The organism is Streptococcus sp. sy018 (assembly GCF_007859185.1).
GTDB lineage: Bacteria > Bacillota > Bacilli > Lactobacillales > Streptococcaceae > Streptococcus.
Map to the genome: position 1 here is coordinate 34710 of NZ_VOHN01000002.1, position 23586 is coordinate 58295.

Annotated in this window: 25 protein-coding genes and 1 other RNA gene; 9 read left to right on the forward strand and 17 right to left on the reverse strand. The window is 39.1% G+C overall.

Annotation, left to right across the window (positions count from 1 at the left end):
* Positions 1 to 9: 9 nt before the first annotated feature.
* Entirely contained in the window at positions 10 to 456 is a 447-nt protein-coding gene (rplM, locus tag FRX52_RS02490; protein WP_146461100.1) for a 50S ribosomal protein L13, read from the reverse strand.
* A gap of 380 nt (positions 457 to 836) precedes the next feature.
* On the opposite strand from rplM, the gene hslO reads away from it, so the two are divergent.
* Together hslO and dusB are read left to right on the forward strand one after the other, a co-directional pair.
* Positions 837 to 1709, forward strand: coding sequence for an Hsp33 family molecular chaperone HslO (gene hslO / locus FRX52_RS02495; protein WP_146538392.1), 873 nt, complete (start codon positions 837 to 839; stop codon positions 1707 to 1709).
* Positions 1696 to 2676, forward strand: coding sequence for a tRNA dihydrouridine synthase DusB (gene dusB / locus FRX52_RS02500; RefSeq protein ID WP_146461096.1), 981 nt, complete (start codon positions 1696 to 1698; stop codon positions 2674 to 2676). Before hslO ends, dusB begins: the two co-directional genes overlap by 14 nt.
* A gap of 165 nt (positions 2677 to 2841) precedes the next feature.
* Here the strand turns inward: dusB and FRX52_RS02505 are convergent, their stop codons facing one another.
* The 8 genes from FRX52_RS02505 to FRX52_RS02535 form a co-directional block, all read right to left on the reverse strand.
* Positions 2842 to 5289: an ATP-dependent Clp protease ATP-binding subunit gene (locus FRX52_RS02505; RefSeq protein ID WP_146538393.1), complete on the reverse strand. Its 2448-nt coding sequence runs from the start codon at positions 5287 to 5289 to the stop codon at positions 2842 to 2844.
* A gap of 6 nt (positions 5290 to 5295) precedes the next feature.
* Entirely contained in the window at positions 5296 to 5754 is a 459-nt protein-coding gene (locus FRX52_RS02510; RefSeq protein WP_146461090.1) for a CtsR family transcriptional regulator, read from the reverse strand.
* Between the two features lie 107 nt (positions 5755 to 5861).
* Positions 5862 to 6899 carry a translation elongation factor Ts gene (gene tsf / locus FRX52_RS02515; RefSeq protein WP_146461088.1) on the reverse strand — a complete coding sequence of 346 codons (1038 nt, stop codon included), beginning with the start codon at positions 6897 to 6899 and terminating at the stop codon, positions 5862 to 5864.
* Positions 6900 to 6991: 92 nt separating this feature from the next.
* The gene (gene rpsB / locus FRX52_RS02520) at positions 6992 to 7759 is read right to left on the reverse strand and encodes a 30S ribosomal protein S2 (RefSeq protein ID WP_146495781.1); all 768 of its coding nucleotides are present in this window, start codon (positions 7757 to 7759) and stop codon (positions 6992 to 6994) included.
* A 330-nt stretch (positions 7760 to 8089) separates the two neighbouring features.
* A complete protein-coding gene (locus tag FRX52_RS02525; RefSeq protein ID WP_146538394.1) occupies positions 8090 to 8242 on the reverse strand; it encodes a Blp family class II bacteriocin in 153 nt (50 codons plus the stop codon).
* Positions 8243 to 9368: 1126 nt separating this feature from the next.
* Positions 9369 to 9557: a hypothetical protein gene (locus tag FRX52_RS02530; protein WP_146538395.1), complete on the reverse strand. Its 189-nt coding sequence runs from the start codon at positions 9555 to 9557 to the stop codon at positions 9369 to 9371.
* 15 nt (positions 9558 to 9572) lie between these two features.
* A complete protein-coding gene (locus tag FRX52_RS05475; protein WP_186603323.1) occupies positions 9573 to 9722 on the reverse strand; it encodes a hypothetical protein in 150 nt (49 codons plus the stop codon).
* Positions 9723 to 9945: 223 nt separating this feature from the next.
* Entirely contained in the window at positions 9946 to 10257 is a 312-nt protein-coding gene (locus FRX52_RS02535; RefSeq protein ID WP_146538396.1) for a role in replication, read from the reverse strand.
* Between the two features lie 346 nt (positions 10258 to 10603).
* Between FRX52_RS02535 and FRX52_RS02540 the strand changes: the two genes are divergently transcribed.
* Genes FRX52_RS02540 through FRX52_RS02550 form a run of 3 tightly spaced genes read left to right on the forward strand, consistent with a single transcriptional unit; the run spans position 10604 to position 13107 of the window.
* Complete coding sequence (locus FRX52_RS02540; protein WP_146538397.1) at positions 10604 to 11293, forward strand: polyphosphate polymerase domain-containing protein; 690 nt, start codon at positions 10604 to 10606, stop codon at positions 11291 to 11293.
* Entirely contained in the window at positions 11286 to 11948 is a 663-nt protein-coding gene (locus FRX52_RS02545) for a DUF4956 domain-containing protein (RefSeq protein ID WP_186603324.1), read from the forward strand. Before FRX52_RS02540 ends, FRX52_RS02545 begins: the two co-directional genes overlap by 8 nt.
* Before the next feature lie 28 nt (positions 11949 to 11976).
* A complete protein-coding gene (locus FRX52_RS02550) occupies positions 11977 to 13107 on the forward strand; it encodes a carbohydrate-binding domain-containing protein (protein WP_146538399.1) in 1131 nt (376 codons plus the stop codon).
* Between the two features lie 70 nt (positions 13108 to 13177).
* Here the strand turns inward: FRX52_RS02550 and FRX52_RS02555 are convergent, their stop codons facing one another.
* Positions 13178 to 13549, reverse strand: coding sequence for a nuclear transport factor 2 family protein (locus FRX52_RS02555; RefSeq protein WP_146538400.1), 372 nt, complete (start codon positions 13547 to 13549; stop codon positions 13178 to 13180).
* A gap of 484 nt (positions 13550 to 14033) precedes the next feature.
* On the opposite strand from FRX52_RS02555, the gene FRX52_RS02560 reads away from it, so the two are divergent.
* On the forward strand, positions 14034 to 14333 hold the full coding sequence (locus tag FRX52_RS02560; RefSeq protein WP_146461068.1) for a YbaB/EbfC family nucleoid-associated protein: 300 nt from the start codon (positions 14034 to 14036) through the stop codon (positions 14331 to 14333).
* A 37-nt stretch (positions 14334 to 14370) separates the two neighbouring features.
* On the opposite strand, the gene FRX52_RS02565 is transcribed toward FRX52_RS02560, so the two are convergent.
* Together FRX52_RS02565 and FRX52_RS02570 are read right to left on the reverse strand one after the other, a co-directional pair.
* Positions 14371 to 14961 (reverse strand): 3'-5' exonuclease, encoded by a 591-nt coding sequence (locus tag FRX52_RS02565; RefSeq protein ID WP_146461066.1) that lies wholly within the window; start codon positions 14959 to 14961, stop codon positions 14371 to 14373.
* Positions 14962 to 15006: 45 nt separating this feature from the next.
* Positions 15007 to 15543 carry a DUF536 domain-containing protein gene (locus tag FRX52_RS02570; protein ID WP_146461064.1) on the reverse strand — a complete coding sequence of 179 codons (537 nt, stop codon included), beginning with the start codon at positions 15541 to 15543 and terminating at the stop codon, positions 15007 to 15009.
* 109 nt (positions 15544 to 15652) lie between these two features.
* On the opposite strand from FRX52_RS02570, the gene FRX52_RS02575 reads away from it, so the two are divergent.
* The 3 genes from FRX52_RS02575 to FRX52_RS02585 all read left to right on the forward strand — a co-directional run bounded on the left by FRX52_RS02575 (position 15653) and on the right by FRX52_RS02585 (position 20586).
* Positions 15653 to 16837, forward strand: coding sequence for an NAD(P)/FAD-dependent oxidoreductase (locus FRX52_RS02575; RefSeq protein WP_146538401.1), 1185 nt, complete (start codon positions 15653 to 15655; stop codon positions 16835 to 16837).
* Between the two features lie 259 nt (positions 16838 to 17096).
* Positions 17097 to 17852, forward strand: coding sequence for a hypothetical protein (locus tag FRX52_RS02580; RefSeq protein ID WP_186603325.1), 756 nt, complete (start codon positions 17097 to 17099; stop codon positions 17850 to 17852).
* Complete coding sequence (locus FRX52_RS02585) at positions 17836 to 20586, forward strand: SEC10/PgrA surface exclusion domain-containing protein (RefSeq protein ID WP_146538403.1); 2751 nt, start codon at positions 17836 to 17838, stop codon at positions 20584 to 20586. Before FRX52_RS02580 ends, FRX52_RS02585 begins: the two co-directional genes overlap by 17 nt.
* A gap of 93 nt (positions 20587 to 20679) precedes the next feature.
* On the opposite strand, the gene rlmB is transcribed toward FRX52_RS02585, so the two are convergent.
* From rlmB to FRX52_RS02610, 5 genes are all read right to left on the reverse strand, one after another.
* Complete coding sequence (gene rlmB / locus FRX52_RS02590) at positions 20680 to 21408, reverse strand: 23S rRNA (guanosine(2251)-2'-O)-methyltransferase RlmB (RefSeq protein WP_146538404.1); 729 nt, start codon at positions 21406 to 21408, stop codon at positions 20680 to 20682.
* A gap of 43 nt (positions 21409 to 21451) precedes the next feature.
* On the reverse strand, positions 21452 to 22069 hold the full coding sequence (locus FRX52_RS02595) for a hypothetical protein (protein WP_146495743.1): 618 nt from the start codon (positions 22067 to 22069) through the stop codon (positions 21452 to 21454).
* A gap of 119 nt (positions 22070 to 22188) precedes the next feature.
* Positions 22189 to 22286, reverse strand: an RNA gene (gene ffs, locus FRX52_RS02600) — signal recognition particle sRNA small type.
* A gap of 29 nt (positions 22287 to 22315) precedes the next feature.
* A complete protein-coding gene (gene tadA / locus FRX52_RS02605; protein ID WP_146538405.1) occupies positions 22316 to 22795 on the reverse strand; it encodes a tRNA adenosine(34) deaminase TadA in 480 nt (159 codons plus the stop codon).
* Complete coding sequence (locus FRX52_RS02610) at positions 22795 to 23562, reverse strand: MBL fold metallo-hydrolase (protein WP_146538406.1); 768 nt, start codon at positions 23560 to 23562, stop codon at positions 22795 to 22797. The genes tadA and FRX52_RS02610 overlap by 1 nt, the downstream gene beginning before the upstream one ends.
* Positions 23563 to 23586: the final 24 nt, after the last annotated feature.

The following is a 23586-nucleotide window of genomic DNA, read 5'->3' on the forward strand; positions in this document are numbered from 1 at the left end:
CCTTTCCTCTTAGATAAGTCCTGAGATGTCAAGTACTTCTGGTTGTTGTGCAGCATGAGTATGCTCACCGCCAACAAATACTTTCAATTTCATTCCTTGAGCACGTCCAAGAGTGTTATGTGGAAGCATGCCTTTAACTGATTTTTCAATCAAACGAACAGCGTTTTTAGAACGCAACTCACCTGCAGAGATTTGTTTCAAACCACCTGGATACAATGAGTGAGTGTAGTAGATTTTATCAGTCGCTTTTTTACCAGTTAATTTAACTTTTTCAGCGTTGATAACAATGACAAAATCACCTGTATCAGTGTGTGGTGTGAAAGTTGGTTTGTTTTTACCGCGAAGTACGCTAGCAACTACTGCAGAAAGACGTCCAAGAGGTACATCAGTTGCGTCAACCACGTACCATTTACGTTCAACTTCACCTGGCTTAGCCATGTATGTTGTTTTGTTCATGATTTCTCCTATACGAATCGTTTTTGTTTACTAGTGTGGATGTTCCAGTCCACAAGTTATTTGAAGGGTTCCGGGGCCTTTCAAATGGGGTAAACAATACCGTTTATTATTCTATCAAATCATATAGACTATCGTCAAGTATTTATACTTTATTTTTTCAATAATTTTTAGAAAGATATTTATCCCTCGATAATACTCTAAAGACCGTCCGACCTATCTAACAAGCTCTGCAAAAAATAGCCTCATTTTTTGATTGGCTAGGATAGGCTTGATTGGTATATTCTCTATCACTATCCTGACAGTGACGACGACAAGTAAGTATTTAGAAGCCACAATTCCTTTCCTCGCTTATTTTTTCCCCTTTATGATATAATAAAAGAATGGATAAAATAGTTAAATCAATAGCAAGTTCTGGCTATTTCCGTGCTTTCGTACTTGATTGTACCGAAACAGTCCGTACTGCCCAAGAAAAACATCAAACACAAGCTAGCTCTACTGTGGCTTTGGGACGCACCTTAATTGCCAACCTTATTTTAGCGGCCAATCAAAAAGGTGATAGTAAAGTGACCGTCAAAGTTATTGGTAATAGTTCTTTTGGCCATGTCATTTCCGTCGCTAATACCAAAGGACAGGTCAAAGGTTATATTCAAAACAAGGGCGTTGACATCAAAAAAACTGCCACAGGCGAAGTACTGGTCGGTCCTTTTATGGGACAAGGGCATTTTATTACCATTGTTGACTACGGAACTGGTAATCCTTATACCTCAACCACTCCTTTGATTAGTGGCGAAATCGGCGAAGATTTGGCCTATTATTTGACGGAGAGCGAGCAAACTCCTTCTGCTGTTGGGCTTAATGTTTTGCTTGATGAACAGGATCAAGTAAAAGTTGCAGGTGGTTTTATGTTACAAGTTTTACCTGGTGCACCCGAAGCTGAAATCAAACGTTATGAAGACCGTATTCAATCTATGCCTGCTATCTCAAATCTACTAGCTGCAGAAGATCCTTTGACTGCTCTGCTTGATGCCATTTACGGCGAAGACGAATACAAGCGTCTTACAGAAAGCGAGCTTGCTTTTGTTTGTGATTGCTCTAAAGAGCGTTTTGAGCAGGCCCTCATCACCCTGCCAAAAGCAGATTTACAAGAGATGAAAGACGAAGACCACGGAGCAGAAATCAACTGCCAATTCTGTGGCACAAATTATTACTTTACTGAAACAGATTTGGAGAATTTAATCAATGACAAAGCTTAATTCATCATTTATGATTGGCAATGTAGAAATCCCTCATCGGACAGTTCTTGCCCCAATGGCTGGCGTGACTAACTCTGCCTTTCGTACCATCGCCAAGGAATTTGGTGCTGGTCTAGTCGTTATGGAAATGGTTTCAGACAAAGGAATCCAATACAACAATGAAAAAACCTTGCACATGCTTCATATTGAAGACGGAGAAAATCCAGTTTCTATTCAGCTATTTGGTAGTGACGGTGACAGCCTAGCTCGTGCAGCCGAATTCATCCAAGAAAATACCAAAACAGATATTGTTGACATCAACATGGGCTGCCCTGTGAATAAGATTGTTAAAAATGAAGCTGGTGCTAAATGGCTCAAAGACCCTGAGAAAATTTATTCTGTTATCAACAAGGTTCAATCTGTGCTTGACATTCCTCTAACGGTCAAAATGCGAACAGGTTGGGCTGACGCTTCTTTAGCAGTTGAGAATGCCTTGGCTGCCGAATCTGCTGGTGTATCTGCCCTTGCCATGCACGGACGCACACGCGAACAGATGTACACTGGCACTTGTGACCATGAAACCTTAGCCAAGGTTGCCAAAGCCCTAACTAAGATTCCTTTTATGGCTAATGGAGACATTCGTAGCGTTGAAGAAGCTAAATTTATGATTGAGGAAATCGGTGCTGACGCTGTTATGATTGGCCGAGCAGCCATGAACAACCCTTACATCTTCACTCAGATCAACCACTATTTTGAAACAGGGGAAATCCTACCAGATCTACCTTTTGAAAAGAAATTGGACATCGCCTATGAACACCTACGTCGCCTTGTTAAACTTAAAGGCGAACACATTGCCGTTCGTGAATTTCGTGGGCTTGCACCACACTATCTGCGTGGAACGTCAGGAGCTGCCAAGATTCGTGGGGCTGTTTCTCGTGCAGAAAGTTTAGCAGAAGTTGATGAGATTTTTGCTTCAGCGCGTCGGTAGGTAGGTTAATTTAAGTTAGACTTAAGTTTCATCACTTATACTAAGCTCATCCGAAATATTATTTGTTTTTCATAGATCTCCAAAAGAGTGCCTCTTGGCACTCTTTTTCTAGTTTAGAACAACATACTTATCACAAAAAAACTGGGATAACATCCCAGTTTTTGCCTATGCGATATCAAATTTTAATTTATTCTTGCTCAAGCCAACTTTCAGCGTTTGACCAGCCGTTAACTCTCCGCCTAGAATCAATTCTGCCAGCTTATCTTCCACCTGAGTTTGAATAGTACGTCGTAGAGGGCGAGCTCCCATCTCCACATCATAACCATCTTTAGCCAAATGTTTCAAGGCAGCAGGTTGGACTTTAAGCACAATATCTTGTTCTGCTAGATGAGCCACCAAGGGCTGAATCAACAATTTAGCAATCGCAAAAAGATTATCTTCCGTCAAACTATGGAAAACCAATTTGTCATCAATACGATTCAAAAATTCTGGACGATAAGACGTTTTCAACTCTTCCAAAATACGTTTTTCCATAGCTGTATGGTTTTGACTCAAATCCCTTGCCCCAAAACCAACGGTTTTATCATCACGCAGAGCAGTCGCTCCCAAATTACTGGTCATGATAATCAAGGTATTTGAAAAATCAACTCGACGACCACGGCTATCTGTCAAGACACCATCATCTAGAACTTGTAGCAGCAAGTTAAACACATCTGGATGAGCTTTTTCAATCTCATCAAAAAGTAAAACAGAATAAGGTTTATTTTTCACTTTTTCTGTCAACTCTCCACCTTCATTATAGCCAACATAACCTGGCGGCGCCCCATTCAAACGACTAGCTGCAAATTTTTCCATGTATTCACTCATGTCAAAACGAATAAGAGCTGATTCATCATCGAACAATAAGGCAGCCAAGGCCTTAGCCAATTCTGTTTTACCAACACCTGTCGGTCCAAGAAACATAAACGAACCAATCGGTCGCTTACCTGTTCGGATTCCAGACTGATTACGACGAATAGCACGAGCAATAGCTGAAACGGCTTGTTCTTGACCGATTACTCGCTTATGCAACTCTTTTTCGAGAGTTAAGTAGCGTTTGTTATCTGCTTGGCTTAATTTTTGAACAGGGATACCTGACAAACGACTTAAAGTTTTCATCACATCAGCTGATGTCACTTCAATTGGCTTCATCAACTTATCTTGCTTATCTACTTGCTTAAATAGAGCCTTAGCTTGTTTCATATCTGCCGCTAAAAAGGCCTGATCTAAAGCCGTTAGATGACTACCTAATTCTTTTTTAATCATGGTTTGGACAGTTGCACTGGTTTCATCCAACAAATCCAAGGCCGAATCAGGCAATCTCTTGCTTGTTAGGTAACGGTGGGCTGCCTTAACAGCTGTTAACACCACATCATCAGATAAAACAACCCGATGATAACTTTCATAAGTTTCTTTAACACCTAAAAGAATCTGATAAGCTTCTTCAATACTTGGCTCTTCTAAAGTAATCTTAGCAAAACGACGAGAAAGTGCCGCATCTTTTTCAATATGTTTTTGATATTCATCTTGAGTAGTCGCCCCTACCAAACGAAGATACCCACGAGAAAGAGCTGGCTTAAGAATATTTGCCGCATCTAAAGTACCTTCCATGCCACTACCTGAACCCATAATGGTATGCAGCTCATCAATAAAAAGAATGATCTTGCCGTCTGTCTCAACATCCGCAATAATCTTATTCATGCGTTCTTCAAAATCACCACGAAAACGAGTTCCAGCCAAAACGGTCATCATATCTAATTCTAAAACACGAAAATCTTGTAATTCATAAGGAATTTCACCTGCCACAATACGTTGTGCCAATCCATAAGCTAGAGCTGTCTTACCCACTCCCGCTTCACCAACGAGAACAGGATTATTCTTGCTTTTACGACTAAGCACACGAATCATGCGAGTAATTTCTTCTTGACGACCAATAACTGGATCCAGCCTACCTGCTTGAGCTAAAGCTGTTAAATCACGAGTAAACTCTTCTAATTCACCTGCCGTTGACACTGGCTTCATCATCTCTGAAAAGCCACCTTTTTTAGCTTTTTTTGGTACCTTTAACTCACGAATTGCTTTGATCTGCTCCTTAGTAAAGCCAGCATAGGCTTCAACAGTCTTTCGCAAATCATGGATTTTAACCATTTCACCTTGTTCAACATTACGATTAAAACCAACCAATTGCAGCAATCTAAAAGCAACTGTATCCTCACTTAGTAAAATTGCTTCCAAGACATGCTCTGAACCAATCTCTTTGTTTGAGGTCACTGCACAAATCTCACTAGCATAATCTAACAGACGACTCAAGGCTTGAGATTGAGGCACAAAAGAAAAACCAAGATTCGTTTCCTCAGGTTCTTGTCCTATCATTTCAATCGCGGCATCTTGATAACGCTCAAGAGGAACTTCTTGATCATATTCTAAAAAACTAAGTGCAGCAACAGAGCCTTCTGTTGCGGTCATTGCCAAAAGAATATGCCAACTTTCTAAAAATTTACTCTTAAAACTGACCGCAATAAATTGACCCAAGCCAAAAATTTCCTGCATTTTTAGTGAATACTGATGTGTCATCACTTATTATTGTCCTTTTCTATCTAATCGTTGTAATAGTTTGTCTAACATACGTGCACGAATTGCTGGAGCATCTTGACCTAACACTTCATCACAACTGGTTGCTAATAGCATCTCACCTTCACGTTGACTAATGATTTTTTCATCAAAAAGATACTGTATCAAATCCGCAAAAACGGTTTGACTAACTCTCAGTCCTAGAGATTCTCTCAGATTACTCAACAATTTATGTTTATCTGAAAAAGTGACTTTGGCAATTCGAATATAGCCACCACCACCACGCTTACTTTCCACCATGTAACCACGATTTTCGGTAAAACGAGTTTTAATGACATAGTTAATCTGACTAGGGACAACTTGAAAAAAATCTGCCAAGCTAGAACGACGAATTTCAGCAATTCCTTCTTGGAGTAATATTTTCTTTATGTATTCTTCAATATTATCAGATGTGCTTTTATTTACCATACGTCCCTCTTTCTAAGAACTTGACCTTATTTGACTATTCTATCATAAATTCGTATTTTACGCCAACAAATCAAAAAGTCCTAGCCAAGCTAGAACTTTTAGTTTTCCTAGTTATTTAGGGCTGCTGCCATAGTTGCTGCAACTTCTGCTTCAAAGTCGTTAGATGCTTTCTCGATGCCTTCACCTACTTCAAAACGAGCAAATGAAACAGCCTTAGCATTTACTGACTCAAGGTAAGCTTCAACTGTCTTGCTGTCGTCCATGATATAAACTTGTGCAAGAAGTGTATAAGCTTGGTCAACTTGTGTATTGTCAAGCATGAAGCGATCCATTTTACCTGGCAAGATTTTATCCCAGATTTGCTCTGGTTTACCTTCTGCTGCCAATTCAGCCTTGATGCTTTCTTCTGCTTGAGCAATGACTTCATCAGTCAATTGAGCTTTTGAACCATATTGAAGAAGTGGAAGAGCTGGTTTGTCAACCATCGCACGACTTTCATTATCTTGTTCAATCTTATGGTTCAATTGAGCCAACTCATCTTTAACAAATTGTGGGTCAAGTTCAGTGTAAGACAAAACAGTTGGTTTCATTGCTGCAACGTGCATTGATACTTGTTTAGCAAGTGTTTCGTCACCACCTTCGATAACAGTGATAACACCGATACGACCACCATTATGTTGGTAAGCACCAAAGGCTTGAGCGTCTGTTTTTTCAACCAAGGCAAAACGACGGAATGAAATTTTTTCACCGATTGTTGCAGTTGCGTTCACATAAGCTTCTTCAAGTGTTTCACCTGAAGGCATTACCAATTTAAGAGCTGCTTCATTGTCAGCAGGTTGACCTTCTGCAATAACTTTAGCTGTTGTGTTGACCAACTCAACGAATTGAGCATTTTTAGCAACGAAGTCTGTTTCAGCATTCACTTCAACAACTGCTGCAACATTACCGTTAACATAAACACCTGTCAAACCTTCAGCCGCTACACGGTCAGCTTTTTTAGCTGCCTTAGCCATTCCTTTTTCACGAAGCAATTCAATCGCTTTATCAATGTCACCATCAGTTTCAACAAGAGCTTTCTTAGCGTCCATAACGCCAGCACCTGATTTTTCACGCAATTCTTTAACGAGAGCTGCTGTAATTGCCATTTTTCATCCTCCAAATATTGTTTCAATAAAAAACGGAGACAGAGCGGTTAGCTTTGCCCCGTTTGGTCTAATTTCAAATTTTATCGAGCTGATTAAGCGTTGTCGCCTTCAACAACTTCAACGATTTCTTCGATTGAATCAGCTTCTGCTGCTGTTTCAAATTCAACAACTGCATCCTCACCTTGACGACCTTCGATGATAGCGTCAGCCAATTTAGCTGTAATCAATTTAACAGCACGGATTGCATCATCGTTAGCTGGGATGATTACATCGATATCATCTGGATCAGCGTTTGTATCAACCATAGCTACAACTGGAATACCAAGTTTTTTAGCTTCTTTAACAGCGATTTGTTCTTTATGTGGGTCAACAACGTACATTACATCTGGAATGCGTGGCATATCTTCGATACCACCCAAGAATTTCTCAAGACGAGCACGTTGTTTGTTAAGAAGTGCAACTTCTTTCTTAGGAAGTAGGTCAAAAGTTCCTTCTTCTTCCATACGTTTGATTTCTTTAAGGCGTGCAATACGTTTTTGGATTGTTCCCCAGTTAGTAAGGGTTCCACCCAACCAACGATGGTTGATAAAGTATTGACCTGCACGAGCTGCTTCTTCTGCTACAGCTTCTGCTGCTTGTTTTTTCGTTCCAACAAACAAAACAACTGCATCGTTTGCTGCTGCATCACGCATGAAGTCGTATGCTTGATCAGCCAATTTTACAGTTTGTTGAAGGTCGATAACATGAATACCATTACGTTCTGTAAAGATGTATTTAGCCATCTTAGGATTCCAGCGACGAGTTTGGTGACCAAAGTGAACACCAGCCTCAAGAAGTTGTTTCATTGAAATTACTGCCATGAGTATTTCTCCTTTTAATATGTTTTTGCCTCTCCCAAACTTAAACTTGCAAATCCACCATAACGGCAACAGACCCACAATCCATTTGAGATGAGTATTATCGGAAAACACCGACCTTTACATAATAACACATTACTTCAAGAATTGCAATTTTTTTAATGTAAAATAGCGTGTTTTTATGTTCTTACTTTTCTTATTGATTAAAAATCGAATGACATAATAATCAAAATATATTGATTGACCTGTCACAATCGTCACAGTACCTTCCAGACCATAAAAAGCAACCTGACGTGGAAGTCATGTTGCTAAATTCTTATCAAAATAAATCATTTACCCAAAAATTCTAGCCACTCCATAGCCGACAATACCCACTCCTGTTCCGGCTAGAACAGAATAGACAATAACTGCCAAAACGCCCATTCCACCATCAACAGTTGCAAGTTCTTCCGTCGTCATTTCTTCAAATTTATTCATCAATTCCATGATTTAACTCCTTTATGAGCCTGTTATTTAAATCATTTACTTCAATCCCAAAAACACACCTACAAGTAATCCAATCCATGATGCTACAGCAATAATCACTGCTGAAATATTTGGATCAATCTCTTTTGTCATACTGCACCTCTTAATTAACATTTATTTCGTGATAAACCAACAGCTTTTTTACTAATGAGTTAATTGATAAATCATCGAAATTATTTCATTAACAATAGTAAAACCCACTGGAAAGGCAATGGCAAACTTAGAGATGAATAACTCTGACTCAGCCGAATTTTTTAACCTAAATATTAAATAGACTACCACAACCAGTAGCGTAAAGAGTTTCAAATCAAGTAACATCATTTCCCCCGTATTTCTCTACTAATCATAATCAACAACACCCCATTTAGTATCAGTAACGTTGGATCAAAAACTTGTAGCCATTGAGGCATTGGATAGATCTTTGTATCATTCAAAACGGTTAACACTAGATACGCTAACATGATGATAAAAGCAAGTAATTCTGGTAGGTATTTCATTTTCACCTCTTTTCCCCCTTTATCTAGGCAAAATTTTATCCAAATCAATACTTATTATTCTTTTTAAAATCAAAGTAGAACAGAATAAAAATTAAAAACACAATAATCGAGAAAGAATTAACTTTATCACTCACATTATGTTCAACAATAAAAGCAGAAATAAACGCTTGAAAAAAAGCTGTTTTTTGATAATTCTTTTGAAGAATAATGTCACAAATAATCGTATAAATCCAAAAGACCACAACAATAGCGATTAAAATCCATTTTAAATAATCAATTTGTCCCATAACTAATACACCGTCTAACTGTTTACCATAATAAAATACGTCACAATAACATATTAGGAACAATTGTCATTTGAAAACAAAATGGTTAACATAAAGACCAAATAAGCAAGCCAAACAAATACTAAATTTTTAGAGGCCAGAAATAATAATAGAAATGCGTTAATACTAAATAGAGAATCAAAATTTTCGCTTTGTTTAGATTGTTTTACCGTTTTATAAATGATATAGCATTGAACCAATACAATTGTTATAAAAAATATAATTACCATTATGAGGTTATCCTTTTTCAAGAGCAATGGTTTTTTATGACTTTTCTGTATGTTTAATTGATATTAAAATCACTGTTGTACTAATCACACTCATAATTGCTACTAGTAGATAATTAGGCTCAACGTTGCCTATCTGACGGAGCTGATAGGTAAGAAAAACACAATGGAATAATAAATTTAAAACATAAATTACCTGAAATACTTTTTTACCTGTGATTGTCATAAGTTCCCCTCCTACTTATATATTCGCTTTCTTTATGACTTTTATAAAAATGACAACAATTAAATAACAAATGACTGGAACAGTTCCAAACAATCCAACTATTGCACCTGCACCAACACCTATCAATAGAGATTGAAAATACTTGTTGTTAATCAATTCGTTCATAGCTAATATCTCCTTTTGAAAATACAATTGTATTCCCAGTAGTAATCTTACTAAAATAAACTGATAATCGCTCCACCTAATTCTCGACCAGTATTAAATAAACCCATTGTTGTATTAGGAAAGAATATTAAAACAATAATTATTTGAAGTATTTCTATTATTGTCAGATTTTATACTCTTTAACCTTTCTGTTCATACTGAGTCCTGACTTTCTAAACTACCATTATAAACTATCATACTTTTTCTTAAAAGTTTTAGCAGATATCACTTTCTGATTCGTCAAATCTAAGTAGTCACCTGGATAACCTAAAACATAAATGCCATAACCTGCAAAACCACCCCCAGCTGTTCCTGTTGCCCCAATTTTGAAGTTAGTTTTCAAAGAAGGTTTTAAGCCAGCCATTAAAATTCTCACATGATTATCTACCCAGCAAATGTATTTTTTTGTAAAAGCGTCTTGTACCCATTCAGGTTGCTCAGTATCTCTACCAATTTCCCAAACATCTACAATTTTTTCCTTATAACGTGCTTTCATATTATGTTGTTTCCTTAGTAACCATTACATGAATTAGGTGTTCCACCATATTTGTAACGAAACTGCTATCGATTTATCTTTTGGAGAATCTCGACTCATAATCTTCTCCTCCTTTTTTGTGTAATCGCTTTCTCTATGTTTTTATTATAGCATAGACCTACTCAAAAAGCTATTCTCACGCAATCTAATCTCCTAAAAATACCAACAAAAACCACTTACCCCCCCCCCCCATATTTTCAGTAGTATGTCAAAAATATGAAAATTTTTCCGTTTCTTTCAGAAAGATTAAGATAAGTTAAAGTTTTCGTTGCTATGCTTGAGTTATCTTAATCATAGAAAGTCGTATATGGCAAAAGATTTTTTTAAGCGAAAAGAAAAAAAGTACCTGCTAAATCAAGCAGAATACGAACAGCTTACGCTCTTTTTACAGGAACGCATGCTGCCTGACCCTTACTTCAAGACACAAAATAACACGGTTTATTTTGATAATATCCATGATGAGATGATTATCAATTCGATTCATGGAACAGATTATAAATGCAAGGTCAGAGCTCGCCACTATGCCGGGACTGACCAAGTCTTTTTAGAAATCAAATCAAAAATCTATGGTACGGTTTTCAAACGCCGCATTATTATCAGTCAAGACGACTACCAAACTTTTCTTGATAAAAAGCAACTCCCTGATAGTCAAATCGCTAGAGAACTCCTCTATTTATTTCAAGAAAAACAACTCGCTCCAAAGATTTTCATTATTTACAATCGAACCTCTTATATGGCTAAAGAAGCGTCCTCTGACCTACGCATTACCTTTGATGAACGACTACGCTCATCAACGACCAATTTAGATTTATTTTCCGATACTAGCATGACGCCTCATTTTGATGAACCACGAATTATCATGGAAATCAAAACCAAAGAAGGCATGCCTGACTGGTTGGTTGACTACCTCTCGCAACATTGCATTTACCCACAATCTTTTTCTAAGTATGGAAAGATTTTTACTAAAGCAAGAAAGGAAGAACTCATTCATGTTTGATTCAATCTTAGCTCAAGGAGTGACCTTGTCATCTTTAACCATCACTTCTACCGTTGCTCTTTTGGTAGGCGTTATGGTGGCAGGGGTACATGCTAAAACCACACATTACTCAAAAAACTTTGCCATTACCCTTGTCACCCTACCTATTTTGGTTCAGTTCGTGATTATGATGACATCAGGCAATCTAGGAACTGGTGTGGCTATCATGGGAACATTCAGCTTGATTCGTTTTCGTTCGATGCCAGGGACTTCTCGTGAGCTAATCAGTGTTTTTGCGGCCATGACTATGGGCTTGATTATCGGAACAGGCTATGTCTTTGTAGCACTATTTGCCGCCTGCTTTGTGTCTATCGTGTTATTGCTACTTCATCATCTCGCCCTTTTTGATCCAAGCAATAGCAGCCAATACCTAACCATTTCGATGCCAGAAGATCTTGAACACGAAACTGTCTTACAACCTGTCTTTGAACAATATCAGGTGAAAGCAACCTTAGAAAGCATTCGGCTGAAAAATATGGGGTCAATTTTTGAATTAAATTACCATTTGGAATTGCCTAAACAAATGGATCGTAGAGCCTTTATCAATGACCTACGCATTCGCAATCGCAACTTAGCCATTATTCTTGGCACTAATCCCAACAAGGGTGGCTTATAGAATACCACTAGAACACAAGGAGATTATCATGTTTTTACCATTATCACATCGAACTAAAAAAGCCCTAGCCAGTCTATTATTGACCTCAACCTTGACCCTCGCAGCCTGTCAAGCACAATCAACGGCAACAACGACAGCGACTTCCACTCAACAAACAACTCTACAAACTAGTGTGAGCGAGATTGCTTGGGACTCTCTCCCTTCTAAAACGATTGAACTTGGACAAGACACACTCACCATCACAGAACCTGGAACCTATACGCTGACAGGAACGACAACCAAGGGGGTAGTTGTCAATACCACTGGAAATGTTCGTTTGATATTAGCAGGTGCCAATATTTCCAGTCAAGATAATGCTGCCCTTTATGTCCAATCGGCTAACAATCTTGTCGTGGAATTACAAGATAATACCGAAAACACCATCACTGATAGCAGTAAACACTCAGATAGCAGCATTGAGGGAGCTCTTTATTCTAAGGACGATTTGACGCTTACAGGAAATGGTAGCTTGACCGTCAAGGGAAGCTATCAAGACGGGATTGTTTCTAACGATCGTCTGGCCATCTTATCTGGTCAAATCACTGTTGAGGCGGCTGATGACGGTATCCGTGGTAAAGATGAATTGACAATTACAGGCGGAACACTTCAAGTCACTGCTGGAGGCGACGGTCTAAAAGCCACTAATGACGAAGATTTGAGTAAGGGAATCACCTATATTGCAAATAGCGACATTAGCGTGACGGCAGGTGACGATGCCATTAAGGCTGAATCTCACTTGACCATTGATAGTGGTAACATCCTTGTGCAAAATGCCACGGAAGCTCTAGAAGGAGCAACCGTAACCATAAACGGTGGCACCTTGAAACTTTATGCCACTGATGATGCCATCAATGCCTCAAGTACGCTCACATCTGATGTCTTTATCAAAATCACTGGTGGCGACATCACTGTTGAAGTTGGCTCAGGCGACACAGACGCTATTGATGCCAACGGCAGCATCTACATCTCAGGTGGACAACTTAACATTACTGCCCAATCTGCCTTTGACTACGATGTTCAAGCCGAGATGACTGGTGGGACTGTCATCGTTAACGGAGAAAAACAAACAGAAATTATCGCAACTGGCCCTGGCGGGCGTGGTGGCTTTGGAGCTCCTTAACATATTAAATTAAAATGTTCAAGTAGCCCCTATCATAGTTGATAGGGGCTACTTCTCTTTTCTAAATGACTCAATAGGTACTGGCTTCTTGCTTGACAATTTTCCACTGACCATCAATTTTTTCAAAAGACACCAACATTTGCAAAGGCCATATACTTGGTCCTGCTCCCCAAATACGAGCTCGAACTTTACTTTGTCCAACAAGACTGGCTTTCATCCCATGAATTTCGACGTCTTTAATATTTTCTTCTTGCCAAGTGTAATATTTCATGCGTTCACTTGCAATGTCTTCTAGCCATTCGGAAACAGGTTGAACATAACCTGTCATATGTACCAGATCCGTATGAGGTTGTAAGATACTTTCTAACTTTTCAATATTCTTTGAAACCATTGCCTGATTCATTTCTCGATAAAGAGTTTTTAGGATTTCCTTTTCGTCCATTTATCAAACAAGCTCCTCTTCTCTCTATTATACTTTGACATTATTATAGCATAAAAATATCTTCCTTAAATGATTTTATAAAAATTTAAAACAACTAACCATTCCTTTTTGGAAATAAGCACAAAAACCTTGTGAGCTGCTCTGCCCAAAAGGGGCAGAACTAAAAAATCTTGTGATGAGGACAACTTCCTTTGGAAATAAGGTCCTCACAACTGTGAGGACGTCTGCCCATTTTGGGCAGACAGGCCTTAGCTCGTCAGACTAGTCTGCGACTTTTGGGCAGAGGTAAATAGTCTAGTTAGACAGAATAAACTAAATTGATGAAAAAACAAAAACTAGCCTAGAGTTTGAGTTACACCCTAAACATGATATAATGATAACAGTAAAGTATGCGACTAGATGACTGATGTTGGTCATCCAGTAGTGTACTATCACTAACCAACAAGGCTTAATCCCTTACTAAGAAAGGAATGTTAGAAATCTTATGATGAATATGCAAAACATGATGCGTCAGGCACAAAAACTACAAAAGCAAATGGAAAAGAGCCAAGCTGAGCTTGCTGCAACCAGTTTCACTGGCAAATCTGCTCAGGATTTGGTTGTTGCAACCTTTACTGGCGATAAAAAACTAGTGAGCATTGACTTCAAGGCTGATGTGGTTGACCCAGACGATCTTGAAACCTTGCAAGACATGACCACACAAGCTGTCAATGACGCTCTGCAACAGATTGATGCCGCAACTCAAAAAACACTGGGTGCTTTTGCCGGTAAATTACCATTTTAAGCCCACATAAAAACTCACCTGATAACAGGTGAGTTTTTTAGTCCAACCATGAACTCAAATCTAAACCAGCAAAGGGATGACTGACTGCTGTTTCTTGTCGTTCAAGCAGCGCCTTATTCTCATCAAATTCTAAAAATTTTTCATAGATAAGAGCCGTCATTCTTGCGTCCTCCAAGCTATCATGTCCTTTCCCAGAAATGCCTAATTGTTCAGCGACCGTTTGCAATTTCAAATTGGCAATACCATTCAAGTCACTACTGCGTCTATCAAAGGCTTGGTCAAAGACATCAAGGGCATATTGGTGACTTAAGTCCAAACCATTTTCCAACAAAAGAGGCAGGTCACTCTTATGAGCATTGTAGCCAATCAAAGCCTTCTCCCCGACAAAGTCAGCAAAATCAGCCAAGACCTGCTCCAAGGTCGGTGCTTGTTCAATCTTCTCCTGGGTAATACCTGTCAAGCCATTGATAAAACTCTGCAAAGGCACTTCAGAATAGACATAGGAATCAAACTGAGCAAGTTCCCGACCGTCAAGCATGGCAACCGCAGACAATTGAATGATATGACTGACACCATCTACCGTATTAAATTCTAAATCAAAAGCAACATACTCACTTAGTTTCTGCATGGGTTTCTCCTTTTTAATCAAAAAAGACTAGCTTTACCCAGTCTTTTACTTCTTACGACCAAACAAACGACCGAAAAAGCCTTTTTTCTCCTCAACCTTGGTCTGAATCTCTTCCACTTGCGTTCTAGCCTGATCGACTTCTGCCTTGGCTTCGTCTAATTCCAACTTGAGCGTGTCCTTGTCAGCCATCGCCTTGGCAGTTAGTTGCTGCTGCTGATCCAGTTGCTTGTCTTTCTCAGCAATCTGAACATCCTTGACACGAATCTGCTCATCTTTTTTCTCAATCTGGATGTCCTTAGCCTTGAGTTGTTCATAGAGCCTTGCAATCTCATCATTTTTCTCATCGACAAGAATCTCCATCAGTTCACGCTGCTTGGTTTCCTCACTAACTGGCTCATCTTCAAAAATCGTCTTTTTGTAAATTTCTTCTAGCTTAATCAAGCCACTACGCTTGACCACAGTGACCCCTTTTTCATTTTTTTCAAGGTCTTCATCTGGTAGATTTTTCACACGATTATTGACAGCTTGGCGACTGACACCCAAGATTTCAGCCAGCTCGCTGACGGTTTTTTCTACTCCCATTTTTTTCCTCTTCTTGCACTTTTCTTACTATTCATACTACCATAAGAGCCTGTCTATGTCAATTTTGCAAAAGATGGCGGTTGCTCTTTCTTTATGGTAAAATGAAAGCATGACACATTATGATACGATTGTTATTGGTGGAGGGCCGGCTGGTATGATGGCGACGATTTCTTCTGCCTTTCATGGCAAGAAAACCCTCCTTATCGAAAAAAACAAACGCTTGGGTAAAAAGCTGGCAGGTACCGGTGGTGGACGTTGCAACGTCACCAACAACGGTAGTTTGGACGACCTTCTAGCTGGTATCCCTGGCAATGGCCGCTTCTTGTATAGCGTTTTTTCTCAGTTTGATAATCATGACATTATCAACTTTTTTGAGGACAATGGCTGTGCTCTCAAGGTCGAAGATCATGGGCGTATGTTTCCTGTCACAGATAAGTCACGCAGCATTATCGCTTGCTTGGAAGACAAGATACAAGAACTCGGTGCCACGATTAAGACCCAAACCGAAGTGGTTTCGGTCAAAAAGATGGACGACCTCTTTCATGTCAAGTCGTCTGATGAGAGCCTAACCAGTCATCAGGTGATTGTGACAACCGGTGGCAAGACCTACCCTTCGACTGGCTCAACGGGTTTTGGGCATGACGTGGCTCGCCACTTCAAACTGGCAGTGACGCCTCTTGAGTCGGCTGAAAGCCCTCTTCTGACCGACTTCAACCACAAGGCACTGCAGGGCATTTCCTTGGACGAGGTCACTCTAAGCTATGACAAGCATGTCATCACCCATGACCTACTCTTTACCCACTTTGGCTTGTCTGGGCCTGCTGCCCTTCGCATGTCTAGTTTTGTCAAGGGTGGCGAAGAACTCCGACTGGATCTTCTCCCCCAAGTCACATCAGATGACCTGCTCGGCTATTTAGAAAAAGAAAGGGAAAAGTCACTCAAAAATGCCCTTAAGGCAAAACTGCCTGAGCGTCTGGCTGACTTTTTAGCCCAAGACCTACCAGAAAAGGTCAAACAACTAGACCCCAAGCAGTTACTTGACTTGGTTGATCAGATTAAGGCCATGCCAATCCATGTGACTGGCAAGATGTCCCTTGCCAAGTCCTTTGTCACAAAGGGTGGGGTTGACCTTAAAGAAATCAATCCCAAAACTCTTGAAAGTAAAAAGGTTGCTGGGCTGCACTTTGCTGGCGAGGTGCTGGACATCAACGCTCACACAGGGGGCTTTAACATCACTTCTGCCCTTTGCACTGGCTGGGTGGCTGGTAGCCAGTACCCTAACAACTGGAGCTAAAAGAAAAAACTGACTAGAAGACTACCCTTCTAGTCTTTTTTGTTGCCAATATACTTAACCGGTTGCCTAAACGCTTTCACGCCGGGGCAAGTCTGTTACTCCTGTCCTAACTTCCGTCTGTCTTAACTTCTTGAGAGAGTAAGGGCTGGTTATTTGTTTATAGGTATTATAGGTGTTGGTAAACAGCTATAATACCATCCATACCACTTGACAGGAGAGTGGTATGGCGATTTTTTGAAGAAGAAAGGAGATGAAGAACATGTGTCAACTAAAAATAGACTTGTGCAACCTACAAAAAAATAACCTCGCTAAATGGGATAAGACGATGAGCGATTCTTATAATAAAACATTTCAAGCAGTCCATGAGACTAAACCCATTGATAGACGTTTTAGCATTTTCATCTTGCTTCTTTTAGCAGCTACACCATTTTTTTTAGCAATGCTATTAGAAAATGGTGTCGGAACATGGATTATTTACTTTCTCATATCCTGTTTCTTTTTTTACATTTTTCTATTAATTGTAGATGTATCTGCTAACTACATGGAATCAAAGAGAGAAAAAGTTTGTCTAGATATTATTAGAGGAACTAAAGAACAGTCTGGTCTGTCAAAAGAACTGGCACAAAGCTTTATCCATGAAATTGAACATTGCTCTAAAAGAACAGAGTTTATACCATTCGCCAACACAATAAATGAGTTATTGAAATTAGGTATCTTTGTTGCTTTCTTTGCTAAAGCTCAGAATAGTCTAAATTTGGATAAAACAACTATTTCAAGCTATCTTTTAGGTGCTATCTTAGTGATTATCATTTCAGTCCCTATAATTAAATTCATCAATTTAAGCATAATCAAGATTATTTATTTTTTCACCCCAAATGAACGAACAAAACAACTCATTTATCATCTTCTCGTTATGGAAGAAAATAACCTCCCCTATCCAAAAAGCAAAAAAAAAAAAACGATAGAACAACTATCAAGTAAGAAAGGAATATCACAACATGACCCTAAAAACTAGTCTAATCGCTAGCAGTCTTTTGGCGACTGCTGTCCTATCATCCGAACAAGTCAAAGCAGATACTATTCAGGATACTCCTGATACATCCGTTGAAACCGTGACACAAGCAGAAGTTGTTACTGCAGAACAAATTGAACAAGCAAGATCTGATGCTGATAATGCGGCAGCAGATGTGGTTCTTCAAGAATCTCAAACAGGTTATGCCTATAACAATCTTCAAGACGCTATTGTCACCGAAGAAGTCGCTCAAAACACCTTAACGACGGCACAAACACAAGCAGAAAATGCGACACCAGAAGCAATCACTCAAGTTGATACTGAAATCGCAACAGCCCAAACATCTGTAGAAAATTTAGAAACAGCCATTGACGTCGCCCAAAATCAAGTTAACGAAAATCAAACCGTTTATAATGACGTAACAACAGAAGTAAACACCGCTCAAGTCAATTATGAAACAGCACAACTTGAAGTTGACGCAGCGGCTACTAAGATTGAAGCCTTACAATCGAGTAATGAAGATTTGACTACGATTGAAAGTCAAGTAAAAGAAGCTGAAAAAACGGTTGTTGAAAAAACAACAGCCGTCATGGTTGCAGAAAATAAGGTCGTTGAAGCTAAGGAATCGGATCGTCAACTAGAACACGCAATTACAGAAGCGAAATCGACTGTTGAGACATCAAAAGAGCAAGAAAAACAAGCGGAAAGTGATGTTTCAGTAGCCAATCAAAAGATGTTAGCTACTCAAAAAGTGGTCGAAAATAAGACTGCTGAAGTAGAATCGGTCAAACCTTTAGTGACATATAGCTTTGACGTTAATCTACCTCAAGAAGTTAAGGATGCGGCAAGAGCCTTGTATGAGGATTATAGTCCTGAGACTGTTGAAAATATGAGACAAGTCATGAAAGCATCAGGCTTGAAAGTGAATGATGTGGCTCAAAATAAAGCGGATTGGTTTAAATACACGATTGAAGGTGGCGATGAAGTCATTGATGTTGAAAACATGACGGATAAACAATTTGAAGTAATCAATCAATATTATGTTGACGCCTATAATGCTTTAGCAGATGATTTAGGATTTCCACGAACAAGTTTGAATAGTAAACTAATGGAAATTGCTAAGATTAGAGCAGATAAATATGATGAAAAGAATATCAAATATTTAGAACATGATTATGACATCATAAAAGACTCAACCCGTCAAGTATTAGGTGAAAAAAATAAAAATATTATTGGAGAAAATATTGGGGTATTCACATTATTAAATGACAGACGAACCACATTAAAAGATGTTTTATCACAAATAACATATAAAGTCAACAGCTTAACATTATTTGATCAAGCATCTAATTTTGGACATTTTGATGAATTAACTCATAATTCATCAATTGGGCTTGATATTTATCAACATAATACAAAAAAAAATAATAATTATACCGATTATTATCTTATCCAAACCGGTTATAAAGATCAAGTTGAAATCTTAGATTCTCAAAAAGAACAAAATGATTTAATCCATAAATATGATTATCAACCGGTTAATGATCAAACAGCTTATCAAAACGCTTTGGCTCAATTAAGTCTAGCTAAAAATCAACATCAAACCGCTAAAAGTGAATTGGCGACCTTTGTTACACGTCTCAAAGAAGCTAATCAAGCCGTAAAAGACGCGGAAACAAAATATAATGACTTATTATCTCAAGAAAAAGCAACACCAAAGGCTGAACAAGAATTAGAAAAAGCCAAACAAGAACTTGTTCAAGCCCAAAATGCAAAAACTGAGACCTTAAGTTTATTAGAAGCGGTAAAAGCTGATGATCAGATGAAGGCCATGTTATTAGAAACCGCTCAATTAGATTATCAAACCACACAAGCTAAAGCTAACGAGTTGAAGTCTTTATATGACAATGCAAAACTCAGATTAGTCCAAGCAAAAGCAGATCTAGATAATAGTCAAGAGACCGTATCTAAATTAACGGAACAATTGCGAGACGCTAAAACCCAAGTTGAAAATGGTCAGAAACGTAAAGAAGAACTTCTTAATGCTGAACAGAATTTACAAAAAGCTCAACAAGCTTATGAGTCAGCCGTAACCACACGTTTAGACGCTGAAAAGAGCTATGAGAGTGAAAAAGGTAAATTAGAAGAATTGCGTTCAGTCTATGAGATGTTACAGTCACATTATGAAAGTCTTCGCATGACCTATGATGTTCAAGAAATGGTTGATGATGTGATTGACACCCCAACAAGTGTCACACCAGAAGTCAAACCGGATAAGCCACAAACATCGGAAGTTAAACCTGTTGAAACGCAAACAAGTGAAACATCTGAAGTTAAACAAGTTGAAACACCAACAAGTGTCACACCAGAAGTTAAACCAATTGAAACACCTACAAATGAAACATCTGCTACTTCTTCTCTGCCTACTCAACCTAGCTTTCAAGAGGTAAGACCTTCAACCGCTACTGCAAGCTCTGACAAGCCTCGCCACCTAGCCAAACACGACCCTAAAGACTACGCTAAGTTAGTAGCTAAGGTCAATCAAGCTATGACAGTTGATAGCAGTCAGCCAAGTGCTACGACTACTTCCTTGACGCAAACGACTGTCTCTCGAGCGGCAAAAAGGGAACTTCCAAAAACAGCCAGTCGAGACAGTAAGCTACTTACATTCCTAGGACTTGGTCTCTTGGGATTGATGAAAGCTAGAAAAACAAAAAATCAGTTTAACACCGATTAGACAAAATAAAAACTAGAGTCACTAAGAACTCTAGTTTTTTTGATGGCCTAATTTGTTAAAAATCATCTGATAGAACGATTCTGTTATTCTCAACTAGAAACGATTACGAAAGACTTCGTACATAAGTAGAGCTGCCGCAACACTAGCATTCAAGCTTTGAACATGGCCTTTCATGGGAATGGTAATCATTTCATCCACCTGTTTTTTGAGATTGGCTGACATACCGCGACCTTCATTACCGATAATCAGAGCCAGTTTGCCAGAAGTATTCCATTGATGACTTGGCGTGCCTGACATATCTGTCCCAAAAATCCAAAACCCTTGTGCTTTGAGCTGCTCAATCGTGCGACTGAGATTGGTCACACGGGTAATAGGAACGTGAGCAACTGCTCCTGTGGAGGTTTTAGCCACTACAGGTGTCACACCAACGGCACGATGTTTGGGAATGATGACACCAGTCACATTGGTCGCATCTGCTGTTCGTAAAATTGAGCCAAAATTATGGGGATCGGTCAAGCCATCCAAGATGAGAAGCAATGGATTATCTGTTTCTTCTGACTTGGCTAGAATGGTTTCCAACGACGCATAAGGAAAAGCTGCCACGCGAAGCACAAAGCCTTGGTGAACTGCTCCTTGAGTCATGTCATTCAACTCTTTTTTAGATGTCCAAGAAATCGAAACCTTTTTATCTCGAGCCAAGGATTTAATCTTATCGACATTTTTTCCACGCAAATCTTCTTGCACATAAAGTTTATTGCCTAAATCAGCTTCTAAACTTTCAATAACGGCATGTACGCCATAGATGATATCTTCATTTGTCATGACTTTATTATACCACAAAAAAAGGGGCTTACCCCTTATTTAACTAATATAATGATTTGATAATTTCTACACGAGTAATCTGATCGCCACGCATGCTATCAACTCGTAAGGCCACATCTTTAATGTAGATAGTTGACCCAACTGCAATGCTCTTGTCTTCTTCTTCCAAATGCCGTTCCATAAAATCACGTAACAATTCCCCTTTTTTATTGGGTAATTTTACCCGCGCCAAAATTCCAGCAATCTGTACCTTTTGGCTACCACGCAAGATGATATTATTGGAATCATCAAAACTAGTAAAGAGGTATTTTCTCGTGGCAAAAAGAGCACCAATCGCAATAACCCCTAAAAGCGTATCAAGTGCAGTCCCATGAGATACCACAATCTGTCTAGCAACGGCAAAGAGCAAGACTTCGACAATCGTGCCAGACGTGTGTTTACAAAGCATTTTTATTAACTCCACACCGACTGCTATCGTCATGGCTTGGGTCAGAAAGGTTTGTAAATAATCTTCAATAGTTTGAGTTGCTGTCCAAAGATCCACTGCTCCAACCAACAGACGCATGGTCAAGGACATTAAAACTAAGACCAAGATAATAGAAATAACAATCTCCACATAAAAAGAAATCTCGTATAAACTGGTTTGTAAAAATTTTCTCATTGAAACCCCTCTCTGTTAACGCATTCACTATATCTATTGTACCATATCTCACCATTAGAAATTAGAAAAACTTTGATAGACAAAACATCATAGGTAATCGACTAACTGGCTTGTTTATCCATAGACAATAAAAAAGAGCACACAACCGACATCGCTTAGGGCTGCTGGATTCCTCCCCTGACCCGCTTCACGCACAGTTGTTGCTCTATTTTTTATTATATCAATAAGAGAGCTATTTGGCAAGAACTAGCCTTGCTTTTTTTCAAGTCGTCTTTGACGGAAAAAGGTTTGCATGATCTCTGCACAGGCTTCTGCCATTAGACCTGATTCAACTTCTACACGATGATTGAGTCGGCTATCAGACAAAATATCATAAAGACTACCCGCCGCTCCAAACTTTTGATTGGCTGCACCATAAACCACTTCAGGCAGACGAGCTAAACCAATAGCTCCACTGCACATGATACAAGGTTCAATGGTCACAAAGAGTGTACAATCCAACAAACGCCAATTGCCAAGAGTTTGGTTAGCTTCTTGAATGGCCATGATTTCAGCGTGCATAATCGCCTGTCCTAGTTCTTCACGAGCATTGTGACCACGACCGATAATTTGACCGTCCTTCACAATTACACAACCAATAGGAATTTCATTTTTAGCAAGAGATTTTTCGGCTTCAAACAAGGCTTGGGTCATGAAGTATTCTTTTTCAGCTTGCGAATACGTCATTACAATTCTCCCAATTCCCAAGAATGTCTGGGTTTAGCTAAATCTACTTGAATCGTTCCTGCATAAACTTGAGCCTGCTGACGCAAGACTTCTAAGTGATTGTCTGAATCAATGCCTTCTTCTGCAAACTGAGGAAGATGGGTCAAGACTAAGCGTTTCACTTGAGCTTGTTTGGCAATCTGCCCCGCTTCCTTACTAGTCAAATGAGCTGGGTGATTTTCGCGACCTTCAAAGAAATACACATCTGCCAAAAACAAATCGGCATCTTTGGTAAATTCTGCTAAGCCTTCAAAATAGCCTGTGTCACCAGTAAAAACTAAGACTTGATTGGTTGCAACTTCACGAATACGCATGGCATAACAAACCACCGGATGTACCGTCTTGATGAAACTGATTTCAAAAGGACCTATCTGATTGACACGATCAACTTGATAGGCTTGTCCTTTTAAGGCTGTTCCCATGTTTAACTTAGCAAATTCATGTTCATCCTCATCATGACCATAAATTGTTAAAGTCGGTGATGATTTGGGATAAAGCAAACGATAATGTCCCAAAACACCCAAATCAGCAATATGGTCTGGATGATAGTGACTAATAATCACCGCATCTAGATCTAAGGGATTAAGAATTTTTTCCAACTCTGTCACAGCTCGACTACCTGCATCAATTAGCAGATTAAACCCATCTTGACTGGTCAATAAATAACTAGTTGTTCCAGCATCTTGATAAGGATAACCACCCCAACAACCCAAAGTTTGTAATTTCATTTAAACATTTCCCTTCGTCACTTT